This is a genomic window from Rhodoferax sp. RT4P68, from assembly GCF_056521305.1.
Genome location: NZ_JBWMBB010000001.1, coordinates 122,246 through 148,765 on the forward strand (window position 1 = coordinate 122,246; position 26,520 = coordinate 148,765).

Genomic DNA, 26,520 nt, shown 5'->3' on the forward strand with positions numbered 1-26,520 from the left:
TGGCGTCCGCCTTTAGCTGTACTTCGGAACTCGGTGGTTCCGGCGCCCGCAATCTGGAGCAAATCGGCGCAGGGCTGGCAGTATAGCTACGCCGTCCACAGGGCCGCGATGCCCAGCACGGCGAAGATCGCGGCCGAAACGAGGTGCACCACGCGCAGCGGCACCAGGCGCGTGACCTTCTCGCCCAGCCAGACCACGGGCGCATTGGCCAGCATCATGCCCAGCGTGGTGCCGCCCACGACCCAGACCAGCGCAGCGTCGTAGCGCGCGGCCAGCATCACGGTGGCGATCTGGGTCTTGTCGCCGATCTCGGCCAGGAAGAACAGGATCAGCGTCGTGCCGAAGACGCCGAACTTCGGTGCTTGCTGCCCGGCGTCGGCGTCCAGCTTGTCCGGCACCAGCATCCACGCGGCCATGGCCAGGAAGGAGATGCCGAGCACGGTGCGCAGCACCGATGGCCCCAGCTGGGCCTGGATCCACGCGCCGACGGCGCCAGCCGCCGCGTGGTTGGCGAGCGTGGCGACCAGGATGCCGGCCACGATGGGCCAAGGTTTGCGAAAACGGGCGGCGAGCACCAGGGCGAGCAACTGCGTCTTGTCGCCCATTTCGGCGAGCGCGACGATGCCGGTGGAGATGAGAAAAGCTTCCATGTACGAGTACTTCAGCCGGGATCGGAAACCGATGACCACGACAGCCCTCCCGGCGTGGCAGGGGCTGCGCAGTCAAAGGTCTCGCTGAATCCGCTGACGCCGCTAGAGCGTCGGCTGACCACTTGCGCCATGTCGGCGACGCCGGCGAACCGGCTGGCCGAACAAGTGTGTTGACGCAAGCCCCTCTCGCAGATCGGAGGGTGGCTACTCCCCAAAGACAGGCCGCGAATATAGCAGCCGACACTGACGCTGCGCTGTCAGCACGCCCGGCTCATTGGCGACATTTCTCGCGTTTTCCCTAGCGATCACTCGCTCAAATTTCGTGCAGATGCGCTCATAATGCCCCGCCGCCGCGAGGTTCGCGGCGCAAAAAGTGTGCGGTGTCAAGTCGGATCGGGTCTGCGGAAAGTTCGTGTTGGTGCGGATTGCGGCTTAGAGGCTCCATCGCGTTGTGAGTTTTTTAGAGGAGTGCCGCGTGGGCAACAAACTTTATGTGGGCAACCTGCCCTATTCGTTCCGTGACGATGACATGCACGAGGCGTTCAGCGCCTTTGGCAGCATCACCAGTGCACGGGTGATGATGGAACGTGATACCGGCCGCTCCAAGGGGTTCGGTTTCGTCGAGATGGGCAACGACGCGGAAGCGCAGGCTGCCATCGCCGGTATGAACGGCCACAGCGTGGGTGGACGTGCTCTGGTGGTCAACGAGGCTCGCCCGATGGAAGCGCGCCCGCCTCGCACCGGCGGCTACGGCGGTGGTGGTGGTGGCTACGGCGGCGGTGGCGGCGGTTATGGCGGCGGCGGCAACAGCGGCGGTGGTTACGGCGGCGGTGGCAGTGGCCGCAGCAACTACTGATCGGACCAGGCCAGATGCGTCGACGGGCGAAGGTGGATGGACACGTTGTTCAAACACAGATTCGTCCGTTTGACGCTTAAAATTTTCAGGTCATTTGTGATTCTTTGAGATCTGCACGCATAATGAGACGGCGTGGGTCGAAAGTCCACGCGTGTTGCGGTGTCGGTCAGTTTCGCGTCCTTGAGTTCTGCAGATTGCGTTTTCGGGACTCCATCGCTTGTTCAATGTGTTTTTGAGGAGTCCCTTCAATGGGCAACAAACTGTACGTCGGCAACCTGCCTTACTCGGTTCGCGATAGCGATCTGGAGCAATCATTCAGCCAGTTCGGCACCGTGACCAGCGCCAAGGTCATGATGGAGCGCGACACGGGCCGATCCAAGGGGTTCGGCTTTGTCGAGATGGGAAACGATGCGGAAGCGCAAGCGGCCATCAGCGGCATGAATGGCCAGTCCCTGGGTGGCCGAAGCTGCGTGGTCAACGAAGCGCGTCCAATGGAAGCGCGTCCTCCTCGTAGCGGTGGCTACGGTGGCGGCGGTGGCTACGGCGGTGGCGGCAGCAGCGGTGGTGGCGGTGGCTACGGCGGCGGCGGTAGCGGCGGTAGCGGCGGTGGTGGCGGTTACGGCGGCGGCGGTGGTGGCCGCAGCGGTGGCGGCGGTGGTTACGGCGGCGGCGGCGGTGGTCGCAGCGGTGGTGGCGGTGGCGATGGTGGCTTTCGCAGCCCCTACGGCTCCGGCCCACGTGGCGGTAGCGGCGGTGGCGGCGGAAGCGGCGGCGGTCGAGGCGGCTACTGATCCAGGCGTCTCGCACGCACACAACAGAAGGCTCCTCGGAGCCTTTTTTGTTGTCTGCCTGGCGCGTCAGGGTGCCAGCGCTGGCTGATTACCCTTCGACGTTGCGCGGTTTGCGGGCGCGGCCGACCAGTAGCCGGTCGAACACGGCGTTTGGCAACGCGCGCATCAGCTTGGCGACAACACCCATCTGCCAGGGGATGACGCGGTAGCTGTCGCCGGCCTCGATGGCGGCCAGCGCCTTGTCGGCGAAGCGGTCGGCGTGCATCAAGAACGGCATGCCATATTTGTTCTTGCGCGTCAGCGGTGTGTCGATATAGCCGGGGCACAGGGTCACGACGCGCACGCCATCGGACCTCAGTTCTCCGCGCAGGCTTTCGCAGTAGCCGATGACGCCAGCCTTGCTGGCGCAGTAGCCCCCGTGTCCCGGCAGCCCACGGATGCCGGCAACGCTACCAATGCCGACCAGCGTGCCACTGCGACGTGCGCGCATCGGGGCGATGAAGGGCTGGAACGTGGCGGCCATGCCCACGTTGTTGACGGCGAGGATGCGCGCCAAGACGGCAATGTCGTCGCGGATGGCGGTGTCGACGCCGATGCTGATGCCGGCATTGGCGATCACCACATCAGCAAGGCCTTGTCGCTCGATGCAGGCCAGGCCGACATCCATGATCGATTCTGGCTCGGCCACGTCGGCCTGGTAAATGCCGACGCGGGCGATGTCCAGGCCCTGCGCGTCGCGCCAGCGCTCGATCTCGGCGGTGCGCCGCGCCACCAGCGCCAGCGCGTAGCCCGCTTGGTAGAAGCGCAGTGCCATGGCCTGTCCGATGCCGCTGGAGGCGCCGGTGATGAACGCCAGCGGGGCTTTCATTGGGTCGCGCCCGTTCGGCCCGTCACCAGGCCGCGCACCCGGCCTTCGAGTTGCAGCACGCGGTCCAGGTTGTCGTAGTCCATGCTGCTGCCGGTGAAGCGGTCGTTGCCCCGGGTCATGACGACTGGCAAGTGCGTGCGCACACGCTCGACGTTGGAGTACGCGTGCAGGAACTCGCTGCGCAGCTCCAACCGAGGCAACAGGCGGCCGGAAGCATCCTTGACCGATTCGCGCACGACGATGGCGTTGCCGAACAGTTGGATCTCCGAGCCGTCGGCATTGGACAGCGCTCGGTTCGCCGTGGACAGCGTCACATGCCCTTGCGCATCGAGCGAGCGGATCCTGGCCTTGTCGATTTCCAGCGTGTCCGTATCGGGGTAGTGGCGCGCCTGTTCGCCCTGGATTTCGCTCTTGAGCTTGCCGGCCGCGTCGAAGGTCTTGACCGTGAAGTCCTGCATGAAATAGTCGGGGTCGTGCTGGACCGGTCGCGCAGCGTCGGGTGTGACGAGGCTGGGGGCATTGCGCACCAGCCAGTACGTGCCCAGCGCCAGCACGGCCATCAGGGCGACGGGCAGATACATCGACAGCCGTTCCCACCCGTCGCGCAGCGCGCTAGGGAACTTCAACGCCGATACTCCGCCAGCAGCGCGGCGTAATGGCCGGTGGCCGTGAGCAGCAGGTCGCAGAACTCACGGGCCGCGCCGTGGCCGCCGGCCGCCGTGGTCACGTGATGCACGGCCGCACGCACCTCGACATGGGCTTGCGGCGGTGCGCAGGCCAGTGCGCTGCGCGTGAGCAGCGGCAGGTCGGGCCAGTCGTCGCCGATGGTGGCGGCCTGGTGCCACTCCAGCCCCAGCTGCCCCAGGATCTCGGTGGCGGCGGGCAGCTTGTCTTCGGTGCCGAAGCGGGCATGCACGATGCCCAGGGCGTTCAAGCGGGTGCGCAGCGCCACCGAATCGCGACCGGTGACGATCGCCGGCGTGATGCCGGCCGCCATCAGCAGCTTCAGGCCCAGCCCATCGAGCGTATGGAAGCGCTTGAAGATTTCGGCCGCGCCGCGCGCGTCGGTAGCCGGCAGTTCGCTGATGTAGATGCCGCCATCCGTCAGCACGCCGTCGACGTCGAAAAAGGCGACGCGCACGTCCTGCCCACGCAACAGCAGCTCGGGTGGGTGGTGCAACACTGGTAGATGCATCAGATCACCTTGGCGCGCATCAGGTCGCCGATGTGCACCACGCCCACCAGGACGCCGGCCGCATCCAGCACCAGCACCGACGTGATGCGGTGCTCCTCCATCAGCTCCACCGCTTCCACGGCCAGCGCATCGGGCCGGATGCTGCGCGGGCGGCGGTGCATCACGTCGTCGGCGCGCACGGCACGCAAGTCGGCACCTTGCACAACGAGGCGGCGCAGGTCGCCATCGGTGAACACGCCCAGCACATGACGGGTGTCGTCGACGATGGCAGTGATGCCGCCCTTGGCGCTCATCTCGCGCATCATGTCAGCCAGCGGCGTCGACGGCCCAACGGCCGGAATGTCGTCACCACCCCGCATCACATCGCTGACATGTGTCAGCAGGCGCCGACCCAGCGCCCCGCCGGGGTGCGAGCGGGCGAAATCCTCAGCCTTGAAGCCACGCAGCTCCAGCAGCGCGACGGCCAGCGCATCGCCCAATGCCAGTTGTGCCGTGCTGCTGGCCGTGGGCGCCAGATTCAGCGGGCAGGCCTCTTTCTCGACGCCGCTGTCCAGCACCGCGTCGGCATGGCGCGCCAGCGTCGACTGCAGCCCCCCGGTGATCACCACCAGCGGCACGCCCTGGCGCTTGAGCACCGGCAGAATCAGGTTGAGCTCTTCGCTTTCGCCGCTGTTGGAGATGGCCAGCACCAGGTCCTGCCCGGTCACCATGCCCAGGTCGCCATGGCTGGCCTCGGCCGGGTGTACGAACAGGGCCGGCGTGCCGGTGGAGGCCAGCGTTGCCGCGATCTTGCGGCCGATGTGGCCGCTTTTGCCCATTCCCATCACGACGACACGGCCCTGCAGCGCCAGGATGCGCTGCACAGCGCGCACGAAACCATCGCCGATGCGGCTCTTCAAGCCCAGCAGAGCCGAGGCCTCGATGTCCAGCGTGGCGCGCGCATGGTCGATCACTTGCGCCGCATTGACGGGCACAGCCTGCCCTGGGGGTTGCTTCATGCGCCGGATTCTATCGACGGGCCCGCAGCCGGCGCGAGGGCGAAAGGAGGGCTGCCGCCGCGCCTTGCGCGATTAGGATGGACGCCATGACCTCGCTGGAACTTACGCTCATCTACCTGATGGCGGCGGTCATGGGCGTGGTGCTGTTCCGGTTCCTGAAGCTGCCGCCGATGCTGGGCTACCTCTTTGTCGGTGTGCTGATCGGACCCAACGCTCTCGCGCTGGCGCAGAACTCCACCAGCGTCAAGCACCTGGGCGAATTCGGCGTGGTGTTCCTGATGTTCGTCATCGGCTTGGAGTTCAGCCTGCCAAAGCTGCGCGCCATGCGCCGTCACGTGTTCGGCCTGGGGCTGTTCCAGGTGGTGCTGACGATCGTGGGCGCTACCGCGTTCTCGCTGGCGCTGGCCGCCGTTGCACCGCGCTGGTGGGATATGTCCTGGCAAACGGCGTTGGCGCTGTCGGGTGCCGTGGCCATGAGCAGCACGGCCATCGTCGTCAAGCTCATGGCCGAGCGGCTGGAGATGGATTCGGAGCATGGCAAGCGCGTCATGGGCGTGCTGCTGTTCCAGGACCTGGCCGTGGTGCCGCTGCTGGTCATCATCCCGGCGCTGGGCGCGTCCGCTGAAACGCTGCTGATGGCCATTGCGGTGGCGACGTTGAAGGCCACGCTGGTCATCACCGTGCTGCTGGTGGGCGGCCAGAAGGCGATGCGCTGGTGGCTGACGCTGGTGGCGCGGCGCAAGAGCGAAGAGCTGTTCGTGCTGAACCTGCTGCTCATCACGCTGGGGCTGGCCTGGCTGACGGAGCTGGCGGGGCTGAGCCTGGCGCTGGGCGCATTCATCGCCGGCATGCTGATTTCAGAGACGGAATACAAGCACCAGGTGGAGACCGACATCCGTCCGTTCCACGATGTGCTGCTGGGGCTGTTCTTCATCACCATCGGCATGATGCTGGACTGGCGGCTGGTGCTGGAACGCTGGCCCCTGGTGCTGCTGATGCTCACTGTGCCGGTGGCGTTCAAGCTGGTCATGATCGCGGCGCTGGCCCGGGCGTTCGGCGCGTCGGCCGGCGTGTCGCTGCGCACCGGCCTGTACCTGGCGCAGGCGGGCGAGTTCGGCTTCGTGCTGCTGACGCTGGCCGAGGACAGCGGCCTTGTGCCGCCGGCCTTGCTGAACCCGATTCTGGCCAGCATGGTGCTGTCGATGCTGGCCACACCCTTCATCATCATGTACAGCAACGCCCTGGTCACGCGGTTCGTCAGCAGCGACTGGCTGCAGCAGTCACTGCAGATGACCAACATCGCGCGCAAGTCCATCAACGCCAACAAGCACGTGATCATCTGCGGCTACGGCCGCAGCGGTCAGAACCTGGCGCGCATGCTGGAGCGCGAGGCCATTCCCTACATGGCGCTGGACCTGGATCCGGACCGCGTGCGCCAGGCCGCCAAGGCCGGGGACTCCGTGGTCTTCGGAGACGCCGCGCGGCTGCAGGCCATGATGGCGGCCGGCCTGGCGCGGGCCAGCGCGGTGGTCGTCACCTACCACGACACGCCCGGCGCACTGAAAGTGCTGGCCAACATCCGCGCCCATGCGCCGCAGGTGCCCGTGATCGTGCGCACGCACGACGACCACGACCTCGAGCGCCTGCAACACGCGGGGGCCACCGAGGTCGTGCCCGAGGCCATCGAGGGGTCGTTGATGCTGGCCAGCCACGCGCTGGCGCTGGTGGGCGTGCCGATGCGGCGGGTCATCCGTGTGGTGCAGGATCAGCGTGACGCGCGCTACAACCTGCTGCGCGGTTACTTTCGCGGCGCCGATGACGATGGACTGGACGAGCTTGACCAGGAGCGCCTGGCCAGCGTCAGCCTGACCATCGGCTCGCGCTCACTGGGCAAGCCGCTGGGCCATTTGGCACTGCATGCCGTGGGCGTGCGCGTCGTCAGCCTGCGCCGCCAGAACGGCACGCCGGTGCCGCCGGTGGACGCGACCGTACTGGAAGATGGCGATACCGTCGTGCTATCGGGCAAAGCCGAGGCGCTGTCGTTGGGTGAGGAGAAGCTGCTGAAGGGCTGATCCAGGCCCGCATTGCCGCGGACCGTGCCGGCCGCGTGTGACGTGCGGCCTGTGGTGTGTGGCGTGCAGCCAATGACAGGGCGGCACGCGCGCCGCCGTTCAGGTCACGGCATCGCGCCGACGGCGGTTGGCCAGCCGCTTGGCCACCACGGCGCCGGCCGCCATGGCCACCGCCAGCGCCAGTTCTGGCTGGCGGTTGGTCAGCTCGCCGAAGCGCAGCGGCGACAGGCACCACAGCCGCGCCGGCATGCCGGCCTGCACCGTCGCGCTGCGCGGTGCGCGGGAAAAGAAGCTGCCTTCTCCGATCGCCGTCCCCGCGCCGACGATGGCAAGCCGTATCTCGCCTTGTTCATCTTCGTAGTGCACGCTGAGATTGCCGCTCTCGATCAGGTAGAGCGTGCGGTCAGCCGCCCCCTGCTTGAACAGCATCTGGCCGGCTGCCAGAGCGAGCGGTTGCAGGTACGGCGCCAGCACCTGCCATTGCGAAGCGGTCAGCTGCAGCAGCAGTGCGTCATCGAGCCGGGACTGGGCGATCGCGTTGGTCAAGTCCTGGATGTCGAACCGGGCGGGAGGCGGCATGGCGTTCATAAACAGCGCGGCACCTACTTGCCGATACAGAAGCGGGAAAAGATGACGCCCAGCAGATCGTCCGATCCGAAGGCGCCGGTGATGTCGTTCAAGGCATTCTGCGCGAGCCGCAATTCCTCTGCCATCAAGTCCAGTGTCTGGCCATGGCTCAGGTGCGCAGCGACCGCATCCAGGTGCGTTTGGACGTGCAGCAAGGCCTGCACATGCCGCGCGCGCGCCAGGTAGACGCCTTCGGGCATGGATTGCCACCCGGCAATCTCCAGCAATGCGTGGCGCAGTGCCGCCAGACCTTCGCCGGTCTTGGCGGACATGCGCAGGCCCTGCGCCAGCGGCGTCTCTGGGGCGGGCGCCGCGTCCAGCTTGTTCCAGACATGCAGCACCGGCACGCCGCCCGGCAGGCGCTGCGCCAAGGTGGCGGCGATGGCGGCGTCGGCCTGTTGCGCCTGCGGATCGGCGACCCGGACGAGGTCATGCAGGAACAGCACCGCGTCGGCGACGGCAATCTCGTCCCAGGCGCGCGCGATACCGATGCGCTCGACCAGGTCGTCGCTGTCACGCAGCCCGGCCGTGTCAACGATGTGGACAGGCACGCCCTCGATCTGGATGGCCTGCACCACCTTGTCGCGCGTGGTGCCGGCGATCGGCGTGACGATGGCCAGTTCGGCCCCCGCCAACGCGTTGAGCAGCGACGATTTGCCGGCATTGGGCTGGCCGGCGATCACCACCTTGATGCCTTCGCGCAGCAGCGCGCCCTGGCGGGTGCGCTGCATGACCTCGGCCAGCTGCCGCTGCAGGCCCTCGACCTGGCCCTGCGCATCGGCCTTGCGCAGGAAATCGATGTCCTCCTCGGGGAAATCCAGCGTCGCCTCGACCAGCATGCGCAGGTGCACCAAGCGTTCGCGCAAGCCCTCGACCTGTTGCGAGAACTCTCCGGCCAGCGACCGGCTTGCGCCGCGCGCGGCCGCTTCGGTGCTGGCATCGATCAGGTCGGCCACGGCCTCGGCCTGCGCCAGGTCCAGCTTGTCGTTCAGAAAGGCACGCTGGGTGAACTCGCCCGGCTCGGCCGGCCGCAAGCCGATGTCGGCGCCGGCCTGCAGGCAACGTGCGAGCAGCAGCTGCAGCACCACCGGGCCGCCATGTGCCTGCAGTTCCAGCACGTCTTCGCCCGTGTAGCTGTGCGGCGCGGGGAAGTGCAGCGCCAGCCCCTGGTCGATGGCCTCGCCATGCGCGTCACGAAACGGCAGGTAGGTCGCTTCGCGCGGCCTCAGAGGGCGCGCGCACAGGGCCTGCACGATGCTGGACACATCGCGCCCGGACACGCGCAGGATGCCCACCGCACCGCGGCCGGCGGCGGTCGCGATGGCGACGATGGGGTCGTTCGGTGAAGCGGGCATGTAGCGCAATGTAACGCGATGGGCCCATGAAAAAAGGCCGCTCACGCGGCCCTCTTGGCACCCTGTCGGGCAACGTTCAGGAGAACTTGGGCAAATTGAACTGCGGCGGCACGCCCATGCGGGTGTTGATGACCCACTGCTGCACGATCGACAAGATGTTGTTCGTGATCCAGTACAGCACCAGGCCGGACGGGAAGAAGAAGAACATCACCGAGAACGCCAACGGCATGAACCACATCAGCTTGGCCTGCATCGGGTCCGGCGGGGCCGGGTTCAGGGCCGTCTGCAACATCGTCGTCACGGTCATGATCACCGGCAGCAGGTAGTAAGGATCAGGTGCGGACAAATCCTTGATCCACAGCATCCATGGCGCGCCACGCATTTCCACGCTGGACAGCAGCACCCAGTACAGCGCAATGAACACCGGGATCTGCACCATGATCGGGAAGCAGCCGCCCAGCGGATTGATCTTCTCTTCCTTGTACATCTTCATCATGGCCTGCTGCATTTCCTGCGGCTTGTCCTTCAGACGCTCACGCATTTCCATGATGCGCGGGTTCACCGCCTTCATCTTGGCCATGCTGGCGTAGGCCTTGGCATTGAGCCAGTAGAACGCGATCTTCAGCAGCACCACCAGGGCGACGATGGACCAGCCCCAGTTCTGAATGAAGCTGTGCAGCTTGTCGAGCAGCCAGTACAGCGGCTTGGCCAGGATCGTCAGCCAACCGTAGTCCTTGACGAGTTCCAGGCCAGGCGCCAGAGACTCCAGCACCTTTTCTTCCTGCGGACCCATGAACAAGCGAGACTCCACAGCGGCCGTGGTGCCGGGCGCGACCGCCGGCAGCGTCGTGATCATGCCGACCGCGTAGAGGTTGTTCGACACCTTGCGCGCGAACAGGTCACGGGCGATCCCGTCGCCCAGCAGCCAGGCGCTGGCGAAATAGTGCTGCACCATCGCCACGTAGCCGTTGGACGCGGCTTTGTCGAATTCGGCCTTGCCCTTCTCGATGTCGGAGAACTCGATCTTCTGGTACTTCTTCGCCTCGGTGTAGACGGCCGGGCCCGTGAACGTGGAGTAGAAGGCGGACTCGCCGGGCGGCTTGTTGCCATCGCGCACCAGCTGCATGTACAGCTGCGGCGTCAGGGCTGCAGCGCCCGTGTTCATCACCTCGTGCTTGACGCTCACGGCGTAGGAGCCGCGCTGCAGCGTGTAGGTTTTCACCAGCTTCACGCCGCCCGTCTCGGGGGACTCGAACCTCACGGTCACAGCGTCGCTGCCGTCGGCCAAGGCGCGCGGGCCGGCCACAGGGGTCATGACGGTCGTGTGGTTGGGCAGCGACGCTGCACCGATCAGACCGGTCTGGGCCAGGTAGACGCGGGCCGGGCTGTCGTCCAACAGCACGAAGCTGCGCGTGCGGTCGTCAAGTTCCAGGCTCTTGAGCAACTCGGCCTTGACCACCGATCCGCCCTCCGTATCAAACGTAAGCTTGAGCACATCGTTGCTGGCTTCAAAGCGCTCACGCGATGCCGCCGCGGCCGCTGGTGCGGCGCCTGGCACCTGGCCGGCACCCGACACAGCAGGCGCGACCGCCACCGGCGGCACGGCACTGCTGGTGGCCAACGCGGGCGCACCCGGTGCCGAGGCCGCCGGGGCTGTAGCCACCGGCATGGGGAAGAACGTGGCTTGGCGACCGTTGTGGACTTGCCACTTGTCCCACAGCATCACCAGGGAAAAACCAAAGATCACCCAGAGGATGGTTCGGCGGATATCGTTCATGGAGGACTAGTCGGAAGATGACGAGAGATGCCGGCCAAAAAGGCGGGGGCGCTGCCGTGGCACGGCATCGTGGCCGCCGTCGCACCAGGGGTGGCAGCGGGCAAGCCGGCGCAGTGTAAGGTAGCTTCCAGCGCCGGCACCGTGGCGCTGAAGTGCCTCGATCGCGTAGCTGGAGCAAGTGGGTTCGAACCGGCAGGATGAACCGAGCCATGGGCTGAGCAGCAGCTTGTAGCCGCGTACCAGCGCAATGAAGGCGCTGCGGATCATGCGGCGGCCCTGCGGACCAGTTGTTCAAGCTCAGCCCGCACCGCCTGCTTCAGCTGTGCCGAAGTGGCGCTGATGAACAGTTTGCGATCGAACGTGCTGCGCAGGCGCACCACATGCGCCGCATGCGGCAGCGTGCCGCGATGTGCATCGCACACGGCGTAGATCTGCCGACGGATGGCGTTGCGAGTCACCGCACGGCGCGCCCAACGTTTGGGCAGCAGCACACCCACCCAGACGTCATCAGGGCTGAACAAGAGCGGAACTTCAGGCGCAGGCACGGACGGCTGGGTCAGCGCGACCCGATGCAAGGCGAAATGGGTGGTCCGGGAAACCGTACTGCCGGCCATCACGGCCTGAAACTGCGCGCGCGTCTTGAGTCGCTGCACTGCGGCAGGGTCCGGAGAATCTGGGAACCAGGCATGGGGCGCGCCGTCGAGATGAAGGGCGCCCGCTGCAGAGTCAGACTGCCAGGCGCTTGCGGCCCTTGGCACGTCGCGCGTTGATCACAGCGCGGCCGCCGCGCGTCTTCATGCGCGCCAGGAAACCGTGCGTGCGCGCACGGCGGATCTTGGAGGGTTGATAGGTGCGTTTCATGTCACTTCCTTGGAAATCAGTTCGGCGGGATTGCCCGCATGGGGACCACAGGTCTGGTGCCGCAACCACTTGTATTGGTTGATGGCAGCTACTCACGGCAGCTGCCAGATCCGCACCCTCAGCCAAGTCCGCCCGCGCGCATGAACCGGATCAATCCGGCTTGAGACGCGCGCGGCGTCAACTGGCCTAACTCAGGGGAACTCGCGATTATCGCCAAAAAACGCGCCGGGGCAAGTCGTGCCCATCGCGAGGGGTCCGGACGCCCGGATCCGCGAGGGCGTTCGCGTGCCCGGTGACCTGGCGCACGGCATCTCCCTGCGCTTGTGGACAAATACCCCACAAACTAGAATGCCGAGTGCTTCAAAAATTCAATTATCCACAGCGGTTGGGCGGCGCATGATCGAGGGGAGCCACGCCAGCGGGGCTGTAGGTGACAGCCTCTGGCAGGCCTGCATCGAGCAACTTGCCCAAGAACTTCCCGAGCAGCAATTCAACACCTGGATCAAGCCCTTGTCGGCCCAGGTGAGCGCCGATTTCAGCAAGGTCACGGTGTTCGTGGCCAACCGCTTCAAGCTCGATTGGATCCGTGCCCAGTACGCCGCCCGCATCACCCAGATGCTGGAGTCGTTGTACGGTCAGTCGATCCCTCTGGAGTTAGCTCTCACTCCGCGGGAAGCCATTGCCAGGGTTACACCTGTCCAGTTGGCGCGTGAAATGGCGGCGCAAGCGGAGCCCCCCGATCTGGGGGAAGACGCAGCGGCTGGCCAGTTCAAGAATCGGCTCAACACCTCGTTGACCTTCAGCACCTTGGTAGAGGGCACGGCCAACCGCATGGCGCGTGCTGCCGCCATGCATGTCGCCGGCACGCCAGGGCACCTGTACAACCCGCTGTTCATCTACGGCGGCGTGGGTTTGGGCAAGACCCACCTGATGCACGCCGTGGGCAACAAGCTGATCGCTGACAAGCCCAATTCGAAAGTTCTCTACATCCACGCGGAGCAGTTCGTCTCGGATGTGGTCAAGTCCTACCAGCGTAAGACTTTCGACGAGTTCAAGGAGCGCTACCACTCGCTCGATCTGCTGCTGATCGACGACGTGCAGTTCTTCGCCAACAAGGACCGCACGCAGGAAGAGTTCTTCAATGCGTTCGAGGCCTTGCTCGCCAAGAAGTCGCACATCGTGATGACCAGCGACACCTACCCCAAGGGCCTGCCGGACATCCATGAGCGCCTGGTTTCGCGCTTCGATTCCGGACTCACGGTGGCCATCGAGCCGCCCGAGCTCGAAATGCGCGTCGCCATCCTGATCAACAAGTCGATCTCCGAAGGCACGGAGATGCCCGAGGAAGTCGCGTTCTTCGTCGCCAAGAACGTGCGCTCCAACGTGCGCGAGCTCGAAGGCGCCTTGCGCAAGATCCTGGCCTACTCGCGCTTCAACCAGAAGGAAATCTCGATCCAGCTGGCGCGCGAGGCGTTGCGTGACCTGCTGTCGATCCAGAACCGCCAGATCAGCGTCGAGAACATCCAGAAGACGGTGGCCGACTACTACAAGATCAAGGTTGCGGACATGTACAGCAAGAAGCGCCCGGCCAGCATCGCCCGCCCGCGCCAGATCGCGATGTATCTGGCCAAAGAGCTGACGCAGAAGAGCCTGCCCGAGATCGGCGAGCTGTTCGGCGGGCGTGACCACACGACCGTGCTGCACGCCGTGCGCAAGATCGGCGGCGAACGTCAGCAACTGACCGAGTTGAACCAGCAACTGCATGTGCTGGAACAGACGCTGAAAGGCTGACGCGTTGCAGATGCGTCCCAGCGCAGCGTGCACCGCCGGCTCGTCGAGCGGGCCGTGGAAACAGGCGAAAATGCGCGGTTTCGCGCGCTTCACAAGATTCACCAAGAGGTTGACATGATTGTCTTGAAGGCTCCCCAGACCGAGGTACTCGCGGTTTTGCAATCGGTTTCCGGGATCGTGGAGCGGCGCCACACCTTGCCGATCCTGGCCAACGTGATGTTGCGCAAGACCGGCACGTCGGTGCAGCTGACGACCAGCGACCTGGAGATCCAGATCCGCACCACGGCCGAGCTGGGCGGCGATGCCGGCAACTTCACCGCCACCGTGGGCGCGCGCAAGCTCATCGACATCCTGCGCACCATGCCGGCCGACCAGACCGTCTCGCTCGAGTCCAGCCAGAACAAGCTGGTGTTGAAGGGCGGCAAGAGCCGCTTCTCCCTGCAGACCCTGCCGGCAGAAGACTTCCCGCTGGTGCAGGAATCCGCCGAGTTCGGCCCCGTGTTCAGCGTGCCGCAAAAGACGCTGAAGCACCTGCTCGGCCAGGTCGCGTTCGCGATGGCCGTGCACGACATCCGCTACTACCTCAACGGCATCCTGTTCGTCGCCGAAGGCAAGCAGCTGAGCCTGGTCTCCACCGATGGCCACCGCCTCGCGTTCGCATCTGCCACGCTCGATGTGGAAGTGCCCAAGCAGGAAGTCATCCTGCCGCGCAAAACCGTGCTGGAGCTGCAGCGACTGCTCTCCGATGCCGAGGGCGCCATCCAGATGCAGTTCGCCAACAACCAGGCGCGCTTCAGTTTCGACGGCATGGAGTTCGTCACCAAGCTGGTCGAAGGCAAGTTCCCCGACTACAACCGCGTCATCCCCAAGAACCACAAGAATGAGGTCACGCTGGGCCGTCAGGCATTGCTGTCCAGCCTGCAGCGCACCGCCATCCTGACCAGCGAGAAATTCAAGGGCGTGCGCCTGAACCTCGACCCCGGCAGCCTGCGCGTCGCCTCCAACAACGCCGAGCAGGAAGAAGCCCAGGACGAGCTGGACGTCGACTACGGCGGCGACAGCATCGAGATCGGCTTCAACGTCACCTACCTGATCGATGCGTTGACCAACATGCAGCAGGAGATGGTGAAGATCGAGCTGTCCGACGGCAACAGCTCGGCCCTGCTGACCATCCCCGACAACACCACCTTCAAGTACGTCGTGATGCCGATGCGCATTTGACGCCAGTTCCCGACCGATGCCAGCAGCGACCCGCGTCACGACGCGGGTTCGCTTTTTCAAGAGTGACTCGAAAAGCACGCCATGACCGAAGACAGCAAGCCCGTTCCGCCGATTTCCAACGAAAGCGCCATGGCGCCCACCGGTGAAGACGGCCTTCCATCGCTGTCGCAGCAGCCCAAGATCGACGCCCACCAGGTGGGCGCCAGCGAAGGCTATGGCGAAGGCGCCATCCAGATCCTCGAAGGTCTGGAGGCTGTGCGCAAGCGCCCGGGCATGTACATCGGCGACACGTCCGACGGCACCGGCCTGCACCACCTGGTGTTCGAGGTGGTCGACAACTCCATCGACGAAGCGCTGGCCGGCCACTGCGACGAGATCCTTGTCACCATCCACACCGACAACTCGGTCAGCGTGGTCGACAACGGCCGCGGCATTCCCACCGGCGTGAAGATGGACGACAAGCACGAGCCCAAGCGCTCGGCCGCCGAGATCGCGCTGACCGAGCTGCACGCCGGCGGCAAGTTCAATCAGAACAGCTACAAGGTCTCGGGCGGCCTGCACGGCGTTGGTGTGAGCTGCGTGAACGCGCTCAGCAAGATGCTGCGCCTCACGGTGCGCCGCGAGGGCAAGGTCCACGTGATGGAGTTCAGCCGGGGCTTCGTGCAGAACCGCATCGTGGAGCAGGTGAACGGCGTCGACGTGTCGCCCATGCACGTGATGGGCGAGACCGAGAAGCGCGGCACCGAGGTGCACTTCTTGCCCGACACCGAGATCTTCAAAGAGAACAACGATTTCCACTACGAGATCCTCAGCAAGCGGCTGCGCGAACTGAGCTTTTTGAACAACGGCGTCAACATCCGCCTGAAGGACGAGCGCAGCGGCAAGGAAGACGACTTCTCCGGCGCAGGCGGCGTCAAGGGCTTCGTCGATTTCATCAACAAGGGCAAGACCGTGCTGAACCCGAACGTGTTCCACGCGATCGGCGAGCGCCCGGCCGAAACCTATGGCGGCATCAGTGGTACGCACATCGGCGTGGAAGTGGCCATGCAGTGGAACAGCGGCTACAACGAGCAAGTCCTCTGCTTCACCAACAACATTCCCCAGCGTGACGGCGGCACCCACCTGACGGGCCTGCGTGCCGCGATGACCCGCGTCATCAACAAGTACATCGAAGAGACGGAGCTGGCCAAAAAGGCCAAGGTCGAAGTCACCGGCGACGACATGCGCGAGGGCCTGTGCTGCGTGCTGAGCGTGAAGGTACCCGAGCCCAAGTTCAGCAGCCAGACCAAGGACAAGCTGGTCAGCAGCGAAGTGCGCGCCCCGGTGGAAGACATCGTCGGCCGCCTGTTGACCGACTACCTGCAAGAGCGACCCAACGACGCCAAGATCATCTGCGGCAAGATCGTCGAAGCCGCGCGTGCGCGCGAAGCCGCCCGCAAGGCCCGTGAAATGACCCGCCGCAAGGGCGTGCTCGACGGCATGGGCCTGCCCGGCAAGCTGGCCGACTGCCAGGAGAAAGACCCGGCGCTGTGCGAGATCTACATCGTCGAGGGTGACTCCGCCGGCGGCTCCGCCAAGCAGGGCCGCGACCGCAAGTTCCAGGCGATCCTGCCGCTGCGCGGCAAGATCCTGAACGTGGAAAAAGCGCGCTACGAGAAGCTGCTCACCAGCAACGAAATCCTGACGCTGATCACCGCGCTGGGCACGGGCATCGGCAAGGCCGGCGGCACCACCGGCAACGACGATTTCAACGTTGCCAAGCTGCGCTACCACCGCATCATCATCATGACCGACGCCGACGTCGACGGCGCCCACATCCGCACGCTGCTGCTGACCTTCTTCTACCGCCAGATGCCCGAGTTGGTCGAGCGCGGCCACATCTACATCGCGCAGCCGCCGCTGTACAAGGTCAAGGCTGGCAAGGAAGAGTTGTACCTGCAGGGCCAGACCGATCTGGACAGCTTTTTGCTGCGCATCGCGCTGGTCAATGCATCCGTGTTCACCGGTGGCGACGCCGGCACCACGTTGGCCGGCGACACGCTGTCCGAGTTGGCCCGCAAGCACCAGCTGGCCGAAGCCGTCATCGCGCGGCTGCGTAATTTCATGGACGCTGAGGCGCTGCGCTCGGTTGCCGATGGTGTGGCATTGAACCTGGACACCGTCGCCGACGCCGAAGCCTCTGCCATCGCGCTGCAGGCCAGCCTGCGTGCGCTGGGCAGCGGCGCCGAAGTGGCCGGCGAGTTCGACGTGCGCACCGACAAGCCGGTGCTGCGCATCAGCCGCCGCCACCATGGCAACACCAAGAGCAGCGTCATCACGCAGGACTTCGTGCACGGCGCTGATTACGCCGCCCTGAGCGAGGCCGCCAACACCTTCCGCGGCTTGCTGAGCGAAGGTGCCAAGGTCATGCGCGGCGAAGGCGAGCGGCAGAAGGAAGAAAAGGTCGCTGACTTCCGCCAGGCCATGCGCTGGTTGATCAGCGAGGCCGAGCGCGCCACCAGCCGCCAGCGCTACAAGGGGCTGGGCGAGATGAACCCTGAGCAGCTGTGGGAGACCACGATGGACCCGCAAGTGCGGCGCCTGCTGCGCGTGCAGATCGACGATGCGATCGAGGCGGATCGGGTGTTCACGATGCTGATGGGCGACGAGGTCGAGCCGCGGCGCGAGTTCATCGAGTCGAATGCGCTGCGGGCTGGGAATATCGACGTTTGACCAGCAGCCCGCGCGGGCACCGCTCCGGCACGCGTTGCTGCACAAACTGTCCGGATACCTGGTCGGCCTTGGTGGCATTGGTCACGTCCTCACGGACCATTGCCAATGCAGCATCGCGCTGATCGACATTCAAGGGTGTTGGTCTTCATCTGAGGCACGCCCTGGGTAGGGCGGTGAATTCACCAGCTTTGCTCTGGACGCCTGTCTATGGCCGTTCAAGAGCTGATCGACCAACGTCGAAGACGTTGCAAACGATGGACGGCAAGACCTGACGCGTCGAATTCCGCCTGCTGCGGCACATCCTCGACGTGTAGCCGGTGCGTCGACCCCTCCCCCGCGCTGGGAGTCAAGACGGGATGCCTGGCCGCTTACCGCGTCACGACCAAATGGCGACCTTTCGTTGACGACTCCGCGCGCCGCGAGGTCTAACGTCCAGGACTGGATATCGCTGCGGATGCAGAGAAGACGGAAGTGGACGTACGTTCGCAATCGCTGGTCAGCGGCCGCAAGGGCCTGGTGGTCGGCATCGCCAACGGGCACGGCACCGACTACGCACAACCGCTCGCAGACAGAGGGTCGTTCTATGGAGGGGATACCGAATGCTCGCAAAGCTGATGGCCACGTTGCGCTATTTCAACGAGGCCGTTCCGTTCCGGCTGGTGCCGGCGCTGATCGCGACGGCGGTGCTGGTGACTCTGTTGCTGATCCCCGCCCCGCAAGGGCTGCAGCCCAATGCCTGGGCGCTGGTCGCGATCTTCCTGACCACGATCGTGGCGATCATCCTGAAGGTCATGCCCATCGGTGTGATGGCCTTGATGGCCATCGTCATCGTTTCGCTGTCCGAGGTGACCTCGAATTCATCCAAGGGCGCGATCGCCGATGCGCTGGGCAGCTTTGACAGCCCGCTGATCTGGTTGATCGTGGCGGCGATTCTGATCTCACGCGGCCTCAAGAAGACCGGCCTCGGCCAGCGCATGGGGCTGATCTTCATTTCGCTGCTGGGCAAGCGCACCATCGGCATCGGTTATGGCTTGGCCATCTGCGATTTGATGCTGGCGCCGTTCACGCCCAGCAACACGTCGCGCGGTGGCGGCATCGTGCATCCGATCATGAAGTCGATCGCCAACGCCTTCGATTCGGATCCCGACAAGGGCACCGAGGGCAAGGTCGGCACCTACCTGGCCCTGGTCAACTACCACGCCAACACCATCACCTCGGGCATGTTCATCACCGCCACCGCACCCAACCCGCTGGTGGTCGACTACATCGCCAAGGCGACCAACATGAAGATCCAGCTGTCATGGACGGACTGGGCGCTGTGCATGCTGCTGCCCGGTGCGCTGTGCCTGCTGGCCATGCCGCTGGTGATCTACCTGCTCAAGCCGCCCGAGCTCAAGGCCACGCCCCACGCCATCGAGTACGCGCGCAACGAGCTGGCGCGCATGGGCCCGGTGTCGGCGAAAGAAAAGGTCATGATGGGCACCTTCGGCCTGCTGCTGCTGCTGTGGGCCAACGTGCCCGAGATGATCTTCGGCCCCGCGTTCAACCTCGACCCGACGGTGGTCGCCTTCCTCGGCGTGTTCGTGCTGATCATCACCGGCACCATCAACTGGGACGACGTGCTCTCCGAGAAGTCTGCCTGGGACACGCTGATCTGGTTCGGCGCCCTGGTGATGCTGGCCGAGCAGCTCAACAAGCTCGGTGTCATCACCTGGTTCTCCGAAGGCATGAAAGACGCCATCGTCGCCAGCGGCGTCGGCTGGGGCGGCACGGCCGCGGTGCTGGTGCTGGCCTTCCTGTACTCGCACTACCTCTTCGCCAGCACGACGGCGCACGTCAGCGCCATGATGCTGGCCTTCCTGGTGGTCGGCGTGCAGCTGATCCCGACGGAGTACGTGGGCCTGTTCGTGCTGATGATGGCGGCCGCCTCGTCGATCATGATGACGCTCACCCACTACGCCACAGGCACCTCGCCGATCGTGTTCGGCAGCGGCTACGTCAGCCTCGGCGTGTGGTGGCGCGTGGGCGTCATCATGAGTGTGCTGGAGTTGCTGGTCTACGTCGTCGTCGGCGGGGCCTGGTGGAAGCTGTTGGGCTACTGGTGACATCGCGATGAACACATCCAATTTGGTTCAGCTCAGCATCGACGGCCGCGCGCTGCAGGCGCCGGCCACCAGTTCGATCCTGCAGGCCATGGTGCATGCGGGCCAGACGCTGGTCGAAGGCGTGGGCTGCATGGGGCAGGGCGTGTGCGGCTCCTGCCGCGTGATGGTGCGCCGCGCAGGTGAACGCGAGGTGAGCACCGCGCTCGCCTGCGAGACCCTGGTGCAAGAGGGCATGAAGGTGGCGTTTCTTGAATACTTCACGTCGGCGATGCCCCACCGCTACCGCATCGAAGACTTTGCCGACAGCTGGCAGGGGCTGCCGATGATCAACGAGGTGTTCCCGCAGGCGAGCCATTGCCGCCACTGCAGCGGCTGCGACCGCGCCTGCCCCAAGGGGCTGGAGGTGCAGCGCGGCGTGAACCACGCCGCCGCAGGCGAGCTGGCGGCCGCGAGCGATGTGTTCGACGAGTGCGTGATGTGCAACCTCTGCACGCTGGCCTGCCCCGAGCACATCAGCCCCAACCACCTCGGGCTCTTCGTGCGGCGCCTGCTGGCCTCGGCGTCGCTGCGGCCGTCGGATCTGCTGCTGCGGCTGCAAGAGATCGAGCGCGGCGAGCAGACCATCAATTTCGACGCGCCCGGCGCGCGTCCCTCTACACCTTGAGCATGGCGACCCACATCCCTTACGACACCGCCCGCCAGCGCTACCGCGTTGGCGCCGCGCCCGCCCTGCGCAGCGATGCGAGCAGCGTCGACGAGCTCCTGAAGGGCTATCACCCCGACCACGGCCCCAATGCCCGCGTGGCGCTCGCCGTGGGCGTGAACCGCGGTGACGCCTGCCAGCCCGCGCTGGCGCAGCTGCTGCAGGCCAATGCGCAGATCGACGATGTCGACATCGCCGGGGCGCAGCTCGTGAGCACCGACGTGCTGGTGGTCGGTGGCGGCGGCGGCGGCTGTGCGGCGGCGCTCAGCGCGGCCAAGCAAGGCGCCCGGGTCATCCTGGCCACCAAGCTGCGCCTGGGCGACAGCAACACCGTGATGGCCGAGGGGGGCATCCAGGCCGCGGTGGGCGTCGACGACAGCCCGCAGCGGCACTTCGAAGACACCCTGCGCGCCGGGCACTTCTGCGGCGAGCCCGAGCTGGTGGCGCAGTTGGCGCTGGACGGGCCCGACGTCATCCGCTGGCTCATCCGCCTGGGCATGCTGTTCGACCTGGAAGACGGCCACACCTCCTTCGGCGGCAAGCTGCTGCGCAAGAAGCCGGGCGGTGCCACGGCGGCGCGCATCCTGTCCTACCGCGACTACACCGGCCTGGAGATGATGCGGGTGCTGCGCGAGGCGGTCGACCTGGAGCCCAACGTGTCGGTGTGGAACCGCTGCGCCGTCGTCGAACTGCTGACCGACGACCAGGGCCGCTGCGCCGGCGCCGTGGTCTACAACCTCGAATGGCGCTGTTTCATGCTCGTGCGCGCGCGGGCGGTGGTGCTCGCCACCGGCGGCACCGGGCGGCTGCACTTCAACAGCTTCCCCACTTCCAACCACTTCGGCGCCACTGGCGACGGGCTGGTGGTGGCCTACCGTGCCGGCGCGCGCCTGCGCGAGCTCGATTCCTTCCAGTACCACCCGACCGGCATCGCCTACCCGCCCCACCTGGCGGGCGGCCTGATCTCGGAGGCGGCGCGCTCCGCCGGGGCCAAGTTGATCAACGGCGAGGGCGAGCGCTTCGTCGACGAACTGCAGCCGCGCGACGTGGTGGCCGCGGCGATCCTGCGCGAATGCGCGCAGGGGCGCGGCATCGAGCGTGGCGGGCAGGCGGGCGTTTTCCTGGACATCCCCACGCTCGAACAGCAGCAGCCCGGCATCCTCAAGAAGCGCCTCGTGACCGTGGGCCACCTGGCCAAGAAGTGCGGGCACGACCCGGCGGTCGAGCCCTTCATGGTCTACCCGACGCTGCACTACCAGAACGGTGGCGTGGCGATCGACAAGACCGGCGCCACCGGCGTGCCAGACCTCTATTGCGTGGGTGAACTGACTGGCGGCATCCACGGCCGCAACCGCCTGATGGGCAATGCGCTGCTCGACATCCTGAGCATGGGTCGCCGTGCCGGCACGGCAGCGGCCAACCGCCAGCGCGACCCGCTGCTCGGCCGCGCCGGCATCGGCCATGTGCATGATTGGCAGCGCGAGTTGACGCTCGCCGGGCTGCCGCTGGACGTGAAGGCGCCGCTGCTCTTTCCAGACTATGCGCACTTCGCCCTTGCGCGCGATGCCGGCCTTGGCACGGGCCGGCCGATGCCGGTGATGGGGGGCCTGCGATGAGCCACAGTGCCTTGAATCAAGTGCTGCTGAAAGACGCGGCCCGCGTCGGCGCGAACCTTGGCGCCTGGCTGGCGCAAGGCGGTGGCGTCGGGCTGGCAAACGCCTTGCGCGACCCGCAGGCCATCCTGTCGACCATCGAGCAGGCCGACCTGCGCGGCATGGGCGGCGCAGGCTTTGCGACCCACCGCAAGTGGGCGCCGGTGGCCGCTGCGGCGAGCGCCGACAAGTACGTGGTCTGCAACGGCAACGAAGACGAACCCGGCACTTTCAAAGACCGCTTCCTGCTCGAGCACACGCCGCACACGGTGATCGAAGGCGCCTTGATCGCTGCGCTGGCCACGCGCGCCAACCACGTGGTGCTCTACATCAACCCGCACGAGCCGCGCGCGCTCGCCGCGGCACGCGAGGCGGTGCAGCAATGGCGCTCGCACCCGCACTTCGCCGCGATCGAAGCCCTGCTCGGCGGCCCGCTCTCGCTGCAGGTCGTTGCGAGCTCGGGCCTGTACATCGGCGGCGAAGAGACCGCGGTGATCGCTACCGTCGAAGGCGCCGTCCCCTTCCCGCGCCGCAAGCCGCCGTTCCCGGCCGAGCACGGCGTGCACGGCGCACCGACCATCGTGAACAACACCGAGACGCTGGCGCATGTGCCCGGCATCCTTCGCTTTGGTGCGGCCTGGTACCGCGGCCTCGGCCTCGGCAACGCGAGCGGGACGAAGCTCTACTCGCTCTCGGGCGACGTGCTGCGCCCGGGCCTGTACGAGCTGCCCATGGGCACCCGGCTGGAAACCCTGGTCTTCGAGCATGGCGGCGGCATGCTGTCTGGCAAGGAGTTCAAGGCGGTGTTCACCGGCGGACCGTCGAACACCTTGCTGACCCAACGTGACCTGGATGTCGCGCTCGACTTCGACAGCGTGCGGGAGCGCCAGTCGCGCCTGGGCACGGGCGCGATGATCGTCGTGTCCGAGGGCACGAGCATCGTCCGCAAGGTCGCGGAGTACGCGAGCTTCTTCGCCCAGGGTTCGTGCGGGCAATGCCCGCCGTGCAAGGGCGGCACCTTCCAGCTCACCCGGCTGCTCAACCGCATCGACACAGGCCGCGGCGTGCGCGCCGATCTCGACGCGCTCGAGAACCTGTGCAGCATCCTCCCCGGCAGCGGGCGCTGCGGCTTGATCGATGGTGCGGTGACCGTCGTGTCGAGTTCCCTGCAGCAATTCCGCCACGAGTACGAGGCGGTGTTGCTTCGCTGATAGGCTCAGAACACGAGAGGAACGAAGCGCTTGCTCGTCCCCAATGCAGCGCGCGTGTTCGTCACCGGAGTGCTGCAGGCACTCGCAGGTTCAACGCCCGCCACGTCGTCCACCCCACCGCGACCAGTGCCATCAGCGTCACAACCGCCAAGGCTCTGAACGGCACGAGCTTGAAGTCGAACAGGTAGTTGGCGCACACCATGAACGACGCAAAGCCGATGAACACCGGTACGAAATACTGGCGCGGAAAGAAGAACGCGTAGGCGATCGCCAGCACGTCGGCGGGGAAGAAATAGCGCTCGTGCATCTTCGGCAGCACGTAGGGCGTCATCACGAGCGAGAGCATGCAGATGCGCAGCGTCAGCGCTGCGTCCAGCTCTGCGCGGCTGCGCCATACGCGCCACGCCAGCAGCAGCGTCAGTGCGGTCGTCAGCACAACACCGGCCACCACGCCGTGCACGTAGAACAGCTCCGACCAGGGCTTGGGCACCCACATGTACAGGTTGGGCGCGCTCATCGTCAGCTGGCTTTGGCCTTGACCCTGCGCCACATAGATCAGCAACAAGTCCTTGACGGCGCGCCCTTCGCGCCAGGCGGGCAACATCATCAGCGCGTAGGTCAGCGGGACCAACAGCGTGGACCACCAGGGAATCTTGCGCTTGACCAGAAAGGCGAACACCGCTGGCGCCAGAAAAACGGTCTGGATCTTCAGGGAGAACGCCAGGCCGAGTGCAGCCATCGCCAGCACTGGCCGGCCCGTCATCAGCCCGTAGACGCAGCCGAGCAGCATGCTTGTATAGATGCTGTCGGCCTGCCCCCAGATGGCGCTGTTGGCAAAAACGCTCGGCAGGAACAGGACGATCAGGAACGCACAGTAAGGAAGCTTGCCGTCCGAATGCTTGAGCCGGGCAATCAGGAAGATGAAGGCTGCGCAGACAACATCGGCCAGCAGCGAGGGCACCTTCACCGCGACAACCGCAGGCAGATCCGGAAACAGGTTGGCGACGACGTGCAGCAGGTACAGGTAGGTCGGCGTGTAGCTCGACAAGTCCGTGCCTGCAGCCGCCATGCCAAGTGTCTTGACGGCCGCATACCACTTGCTGGTGAACTCCCGAAAGTCGCCACTCTCGAAGTCGCGGACGATTGGGAGCAAGCGCAGGTACAGCGCCAGGAAGCAGCCCATGGCCAGCGCGAGGAAGCCGGCCGCACGTTCGAGGCGATCCCGATGTGTGCTGATGCCCATCGCCACGGCGGGGCGGCTCATCGACTGCAGCCGCTGGTGAGGCCGGCGCGACCGGCGCAAAACGGCGTCTGCTTCAACGGCTGCGCTGGCCGTGCTGTCGATGTGCAACATGTGTGGGGTCCCCGGCGGGGATCATCGCATAGGCCACTGACCCGGCGCTTCGCATGGAGGGCGCGCCGACGTGGCAGCCAACCCGTTCAAGCCCGCGCAGCCTCTTGCTTCATCTGCTCGCGCAACCCCTTGCGGCCTGCCGCATTCGTCGCCCGCCACGCCCGCAGCGCCAGATCGAGAAACGCCTTCTCGGCCGGCGTCACGGCCTCACTCTCGCGTGCCTCGTCGAGCCAGCCGGCCGGCTTGCCGCAGTGCTGCTCGATCTGCCGCGCCAGCTTGTCGCCGATCGGCCGCGCCGACTTGATCTGGCTCCACATGCTGGGGGAGATCTCGACGCTGGTCGCGAAGCTCTGCTCCAGCCCCTTGGGCGGCGCGCCGTGGGCCAGGGCCTTTTCTGCATAGGCCTGGAAGAGGGCCAGCGCATTCTGTCGTCGGGTGAGGGTGGGGTTGGCCACGTTGGGTGCGAGCGGTGCGTGTGTGAATTTGAAAACATTGTCGCCGGGGGTTGACGGCGCAGTAAAGACTATTTACAGTGCGCCTCCTCTGCTCAACGAGCACCTGTTTTCAGAAGGCTTCATCGTGATCACCGCGCGCACCGTCACCACCTACCGACCCCTGCAGGGATCGGGCGCGTGCGTGCCTGCGTCCGACGCGATGGCGTCGTTTCAAGGCTGTGCCAATGCGCCGCGTCCAAGCTTGCCGACGGGCCATGTGCGGCGCGAGCGGGGCGACGACCACGGGCATCCGGGAGAGGGCGGCGCATAGGCGCACCCCTCGCTTCTCTCTACGCAGAGGCCCGGCTACCGCAAGGTACCGGGCCTTTTTGTTTTCACCCCCGATCCACTTCGGGTGTGCCCTTTCACTCCGCGCCGCGCGACATGGTGTTGGCGGCGCGGGATGTGCGCGACCCGAGGCCTGGGCCACGTGCAGCGAGACACCACATCCGACGGGATGCTCGCGTCAGGGCACAGCCGAAGTCGATCTTGATCTCGACGTAGCCAAGTGGTCGAAGGCAGCGGCCTGCAAAGCCGCCGGCGCAAGCCCCCGTCCGTTCGAATCGGACCGTCGAGTCCAGTACGCAGTTCACCCGCACGGCCGATGAAAGGAGGCCACCCATGCACCAGCCAACCCGCAGCCATGTGCTGCAACTCGACATTCAAGGCACACCCCAGGCCTGGATCTCGCTCGAACACGCGGCCACGCACGCGGCCACCGATGCGATCGCATGGGTCGATGGCGACGGCCCCCTGGCCACGCTGCGCGGCGGCTTCAACGTCGCGCGCGGCCGGCAGTCGGTCATCGACGTGCACCCGATCATTGCGCTGCACGGCGCATCCAGGGTCAACCTGTTCGACGTGGTGCCGGCCTTCAGCAAGGGCAAGCTGTTTCGGCGCGACCGCATGACCTGCGCCTACTGTGGCCAGCGCTTTGCCGAGCGTGACCTGCAGTGCGAACACATCGTGCCCGAATCGCGTGGCGGCCTGTGGAGCTGGATGAACCTGGTGAGCGCCTGCGGCGCATGCAATGGCCGCAAGGCCAACCGCACGCCGGATGAAGCGCGCATGCCGCTCTTGTACCTGCCGTATGTGCCGAGCCGGTTCGAAGACTTTCTGCTCGGCGGGCGGCACATCCGGGCCGACGTGCATGAATGGTTGAGCCTGCGGCTGCCCCGGTCGTCGCGGCTGCACTGACCCTCTGCGGCCTCGGTGCCGCGCCCTGTA

Annotated in this window: 26 protein-coding genes, 1 tRNA gene and 1 riboswitch; of the genes, 14 read left to right on the plus strand and 13 right to left on the minus strand. The window is 65.9% G+C overall.

Annotated features, from left to right (window positions below; translation table 11 throughout):
- Positions 1-86 precede the first annotated feature (86 nt).
- A complete protein-coding gene (locus tag AC099J_RS00530) occupies positions 87-650 on the minus strand; it encodes a TMEM165/GDT1 family protein (RefSeq protein ID WP_479613242.1) in 564 nt (187 codons plus the stop codon).
- Positions 651-660: 10 nt separating this feature from the next.
- Positions 661-875: riboswitch (yybP-ykoY riboswitch) on the minus strand.
- A gap of 250 nt (positions 876-1,125) precedes the next feature.
- Between AC099J_RS00530 and AC099J_RS00535 the strand changes: the two genes are divergently transcribed.
- Positions 1,126-1,506, plus strand: coding sequence for an RNA recognition motif domain-containing protein (locus AC099J_RS00535; protein ID WP_479613243.1), 381 nt, complete (start codon positions 1,126-1,128; stop codon positions 1,504-1,506).
- A 248-nt stretch (positions 1,507-1,754) separates the two neighbouring features.
- On the plus strand, positions 1,755-2,297 hold the full coding sequence (locus AC099J_RS00540; RefSeq protein ID WP_479613244.1) for an RNA recognition motif domain-containing protein: 543 nt from the start codon (positions 1,755-1,757) through the stop codon (positions 2,295-2,297).
- 88 nt (positions 2,298-2,385) lie between these two features.
- Here the strand turns inward: AC099J_RS00540 and AC099J_RS00545 are convergent, their stop codons facing one another.
- From AC099J_RS00545 to AC099J_RS00560, 4 genes are read right to left on the minus strand one after another with little or no spacing between them, the layout of a single operon-like run.
- A complete protein-coding gene (locus AC099J_RS00545; RefSeq protein WP_479613245.1) occupies positions 2,386-3,165 on the minus strand; it encodes an SDR family oxidoreductase in 780 nt (259 codons plus the stop codon).
- Positions 3,162-3,746 carry an LPS export ABC transporter periplasmic protein LptC gene (lptC, locus tag AC099J_RS00550; RefSeq protein WP_479613809.1) on the minus strand — a complete coding sequence of 195 codons (585 nt, stop codon included), beginning with the start codon at positions 3,744-3,746 and terminating at the stop codon, positions 3,162-3,164. The genes AC099J_RS00545 and lptC overlap by 4 nt, the downstream gene beginning before the upstream one ends.
- Positions 3,747-3,787: 41 nt before the next feature.
- Positions 3,788-4,360: a KdsC family phosphatase gene (locus tag AC099J_RS00555; RefSeq protein WP_479613246.1), complete on the minus strand. Its 573-nt coding sequence runs from the start codon at positions 4,358-4,360 to the stop codon at positions 3,788-3,790.
- Positions 4,360-5,358, minus strand: a complete 999-nt coding sequence (locus AC099J_RS00560; protein WP_479613247.1) for a KpsF/GutQ family sugar-phosphate isomerase — start codon at positions 5,356-5,358, stop codon at positions 4,360-4,362. The genes AC099J_RS00555 and AC099J_RS00560 overlap by 1 nt, the downstream gene beginning before the upstream one ends.
- 86 nt (positions 5,359-5,444) lie before the next feature.
- On the opposite strand from AC099J_RS00560, the gene AC099J_RS00565 reads away from it, so the two are divergent.
- Complete coding sequence (locus tag AC099J_RS00565; RefSeq protein WP_479613248.1) at positions 5,445-7,430, plus strand: monovalent cation:proton antiporter family protein; 1,986 nt, start codon at positions 5,445-5,447, stop codon at positions 7,428-7,430.
- Between the two features lie 99 nt (positions 7,431-7,529).
- Here the strand turns inward: AC099J_RS00565 and AC099J_RS00570 are convergent, their stop codons facing one another.
- The 6 genes from AC099J_RS00570 to rpmH form a co-directional block, all read right to left on the minus strand.
- A complete protein-coding gene (locus AC099J_RS00570; RefSeq protein WP_479613249.1) occupies positions 7,530-8,018 on the minus strand; it encodes a Crp/Fnr family transcriptional regulator in 489 nt (162 codons plus the stop codon).
- A gap of 14 nt (positions 8,019-8,032) precedes the next feature.
- Complete coding sequence (gene mnmE / locus AC099J_RS00575) at positions 8,033-9,412, minus strand: tRNA uridine-5-carboxymethylaminomethyl(34) synthesis GTPase MnmE (protein WP_479613250.1); 1,380 nt, start codon at positions 9,410-9,412, stop codon at positions 8,033-8,035.
- Positions 9,413-9,488: 76 nt separating this feature from the next.
- The gene (yidC, locus tag AC099J_RS00580; protein ID WP_479613251.1) at positions 9,489-11,189 is read right to left on the minus strand and encodes a membrane protein insertase YidC; all 1,701 of its coding nucleotides are present in this window, start codon (positions 11,187-11,189) and stop codon (positions 9,489-9,491) included.
- A gap of 6 nt (positions 11,190-11,195) precedes the next feature.
- Positions 11,196-11,456 (minus strand): membrane protein insertion efficiency factor YidD, encoded by a 261-nt coding sequence (gene yidD / locus AC099J_RS00585; RefSeq protein WP_479613252.1) that lies wholly within the window; start codon positions 11,454-11,456, stop codon positions 11,196-11,198.
- The gene (locus AC099J_RS00590) at positions 11,453-11,842 is read right to left on the minus strand and encodes a ribonuclease P protein component (protein WP_479613253.1); all 390 of its coding nucleotides are present in this window, start codon (positions 11,840-11,842) and stop codon (positions 11,453-11,455) included. Before AC099J_RS00590 ends, yidD begins: the two co-directional genes overlap by 4 nt.
- Positions 11,843-11,915: 73 nt before the next feature.
- Positions 11,916-12,050: a 50S ribosomal protein L34 gene (gene rpmH, locus AC099J_RS00595; RefSeq protein ID WP_056179658.1), complete on the minus strand. Its 135-nt coding sequence runs from the start codon at positions 12,048-12,050 to the stop codon at positions 11,916-11,918.
- Positions 12,051-12,446: 396 nt separating this feature from the next.
- On the opposite strand from rpmH, the gene dnaA reads away from it, so the two are divergent.
- From dnaA to AC099J_RS00635, 8 genes are all read left to right on the plus strand, one after another.
- On the plus strand, positions 12,447-13,841 hold the full coding sequence (gene dnaA / locus AC099J_RS00600; RefSeq protein ID WP_479613810.1) for a chromosomal replication initiator protein DnaA: 1,395 nt from the start codon (positions 12,447-12,449) through the stop codon (positions 13,839-13,841).
- Positions 13,842-13,955: 114 nt separating this feature from the next.
- Positions 13,956-15,062 carry a DNA polymerase III subunit beta gene (gene dnaN / locus AC099J_RS00605; protein ID WP_479613254.1) on the plus strand — a complete coding sequence of 369 codons (1,107 nt, stop codon included), beginning with the start codon at positions 13,956-13,958 and terminating at the stop codon, positions 15,060-15,062.
- A gap of 81 nt (positions 15,063-15,143) precedes the next feature.
- Entirely contained in the window at positions 15,144-17,774 is a 2,631-nt protein-coding gene (gene gyrB / locus AC099J_RS00610) for a DNA topoisomerase (ATP-hydrolyzing) subunit B (RefSeq protein ID WP_479613255.1), read from the plus strand.
- 471 nt (positions 17,775-18,245) lie between these two features.
- Positions 18,246-18,389 (plus strand): hypothetical protein, encoded by a 144-nt coding sequence (locus tag AC099J_RS00615; RefSeq protein ID WP_479613256.1) that lies wholly within the window; start codon positions 18,246-18,248, stop codon positions 18,387-18,389.
- Positions 18,374-19,879, plus strand: a complete 1,506-nt coding sequence (locus AC099J_RS00620) for a DASS family sodium-coupled anion symporter (RefSeq protein WP_479613257.1) — start codon at positions 18,374-18,376, stop codon at positions 19,877-19,879. Before AC099J_RS00615 ends, AC099J_RS00620 begins: the two co-directional genes overlap by 16 nt.
- 22 nt (positions 19,880-19,901) lie before the next feature.
- Positions 19,902-20,543, plus strand: coding sequence for a 2Fe-2S iron-sulfur cluster-binding protein (locus AC099J_RS00625; protein WP_479613811.1), 642 nt, complete (start codon positions 19,902-19,904; stop codon positions 20,541-20,543).
- A gap of 2 nt (positions 20,544-20,545) precedes the next feature.
- Positions 20,546-22,198: an FAD-binding protein gene (locus tag AC099J_RS00630; protein ID WP_479613258.1), complete on the plus strand. Its 1,653-nt coding sequence runs from the start codon at positions 20,546-20,548 to the stop codon at positions 22,196-22,198.
- Positions 22,195-23,445, plus strand: coding sequence for a complex I 51 kDa subunit family protein (locus AC099J_RS00635; protein WP_479613259.1), 1,251 nt, complete (start codon positions 22,195-22,197; stop codon positions 23,443-23,445). Before AC099J_RS00630 ends, AC099J_RS00635 begins: the two co-directional genes overlap by 4 nt.
- Before the next feature lie 61 nt (positions 23,446-23,506).
- On the opposite strand, the gene AC099J_RS00640 is transcribed toward AC099J_RS00635, so the two are convergent.
- Together AC099J_RS00640 and AC099J_RS00645 are read right to left on the minus strand one after the other, a co-directional pair.
- Positions 23,507-24,799 (minus strand): hypothetical protein, encoded by a 1,293-nt coding sequence (locus AC099J_RS00640; protein ID WP_479613260.1) that lies wholly within the window; start codon positions 24,797-24,799, stop codon positions 23,507-23,509.
- An 86-nt stretch (positions 24,800-24,885) separates the two neighbouring features.
- Positions 24,886-25,254, minus strand: a complete 369-nt coding sequence (locus AC099J_RS00645; RefSeq protein ID WP_479613261.1) for a hypothetical protein — start codon at positions 25,252-25,254, stop codon at positions 24,886-24,888.
- Positions 25,255-25,276: 22 nt separating this feature from the next.
- On the opposite strand from AC099J_RS00645, the gene AC099J_RS00650 reads away from it, so the two are divergent.
- The 3 genes from AC099J_RS00650 (at position 25,277) to AC099J_RS00660 (ending at position 26,490) form a co-directional block, all read left to right on the plus strand.
- Positions 25,277-25,564 carry a hypothetical protein gene (locus AC099J_RS00650; protein ID WP_479613262.1) on the plus strand — a complete coding sequence of 96 codons (288 nt, stop codon included), beginning with the start codon at positions 25,277-25,279 and terminating at the stop codon, positions 25,562-25,564.
- Positions 25,565-25,787: 223 nt separating this feature from the next.
- Positions 25,788-25,873, plus strand: a tRNA-Cys gene (locus AC099J_RS00655).
- Between the two features lie 41 nt (positions 25,874-25,914).
- Complete coding sequence (locus tag AC099J_RS00660; protein WP_479613263.1) at positions 25,915-26,490, plus strand: HNH endonuclease; 576 nt, start codon at positions 25,915-25,917, stop codon at positions 26,488-26,490.
- The last annotated feature ends 30 nt before the right edge of the window (positions 26,491-26,520 follow it).

Coding starts and splice junctions, on each gene's coding strand:
- AC099J_RS00530 (WP_479613242.1), bottom strand. CDS start 650: ATGGAAGCTTTTCTCATCTCCACCGGCATCGTCGCGCTCGCCGAAATG.
- AC099J_RS00540 (WP_479613244.1), top strand. CDS start 1,755: ATGGGCAACAAACTGTACGTCGGCAACCTGCCTTACTCGGTTCGCGAT.
- AC099J_RS00545 (WP_479613245.1), bottom strand. CDS start 3,165: ATGAAAGCCCCGCTGGCGTTCATCACCGGCGCCTCCAGCGGCATCGGA.
- lptC (WP_479613809.1), bottom strand. CDS start 3,746: ATGTATCTGCCCGTCGCCCTGATGGCCGTGCTGGCGCTGGGCACGTAC.
- AC099J_RS00555 (WP_479613246.1), bottom strand. CDS start 4,360: ATGCATCTACCAGTGTTGCACCACCCACCCGAGCTGCTGTTGCGTGGG.
- AC099J_RS00560 (WP_479613247.1), bottom strand. CDS start 5,358: ATGAAGCAACCCCCAGGGCAGGCTGTGCCCGTCAATGCGGCGCAAGTG.
- AC099J_RS00565 (WP_479613248.1), top strand. CDS start 5,445: ATGACCTCGCTGGAACTTACGCTCATCTACCTGATGGCGGCGGTCATG.
- AC099J_RS00570 (WP_479613249.1), bottom strand. CDS start 8,018: ATGAACGCCATGCCGCCTCCCGCCCGGTTCGACATCCAGGACTTGACC.
- mnmE (WP_479613250.1), bottom strand. CDS start 9,412: ATGCCCGCTTCACCGAACGACCCCATCGTCGCCATCGCGACCGCCGCC.
- yidC (WP_479613251.1), bottom strand. CDS start 11,189: ATGAACGATATCCGCCGAACCATCCTCTGGGTGATCTTTGGTTTTTCC.
- yidD (WP_479613252.1), bottom strand. CDS start 11,456: ATGATCCGCAGCGCCTTCATTGCGCTGGTACGCGGCTACAAGCTGCTG.
- rpmH (WP_056179658.1), bottom strand. CDS start 12,050: ATGAAACGCACCTATCAACCCTCCAAGATCCGCCGTGCGCGCACGCAC.
- dnaA (WP_479613810.1), top strand. CDS start 12,447: ATGATCGAGGGGAGCCACGCCAGCGGGGCTGTAGGTGACAGCCTCTGG.
- dnaN (WP_479613254.1), top strand. CDS start 13,956: ATGATTGTCTTGAAGGCTCCCCAGACCGAGGTACTCGCGGTTTTGCAA.
- gyrB (WP_479613255.1), top strand. CDS start 15,144: ATGACCGAAGACAGCAAGCCCGTTCCGCCGATTTCCAACGAAAGCGCC.
- AC099J_RS00620 (WP_479613257.1), top strand. CDS start 18,374: ATGCTCGCAAAGCTGATGGCCACGTTGCGCTATTTCAACGAGGCCGTT.
- AC099J_RS00630 (WP_479613258.1), top strand. CDS start 20,546: ATGGCGACCCACATCCCTTACGACACCGCCCGCCAGCGCTACCGCGTT.
- AC099J_RS00635 (WP_479613259.1), top strand. CDS start 22,195: ATGAGCCACAGTGCCTTGAATCAAGTGCTGCTGAAAGACGCGGCCCGC.
- AC099J_RS00640 (WP_479613260.1), bottom strand. CDS start 24,799: ATGTTGCACATCGACAGCACGGCCAGCGCAGCCGTTGAAGCAGACGCC.
- AC099J_RS00660 (WP_479613263.1), top strand. CDS start 25,915: ATGCACCAGCCAACCCGCAGCCATGTGCTGCAACTCGACATTCAAGGC.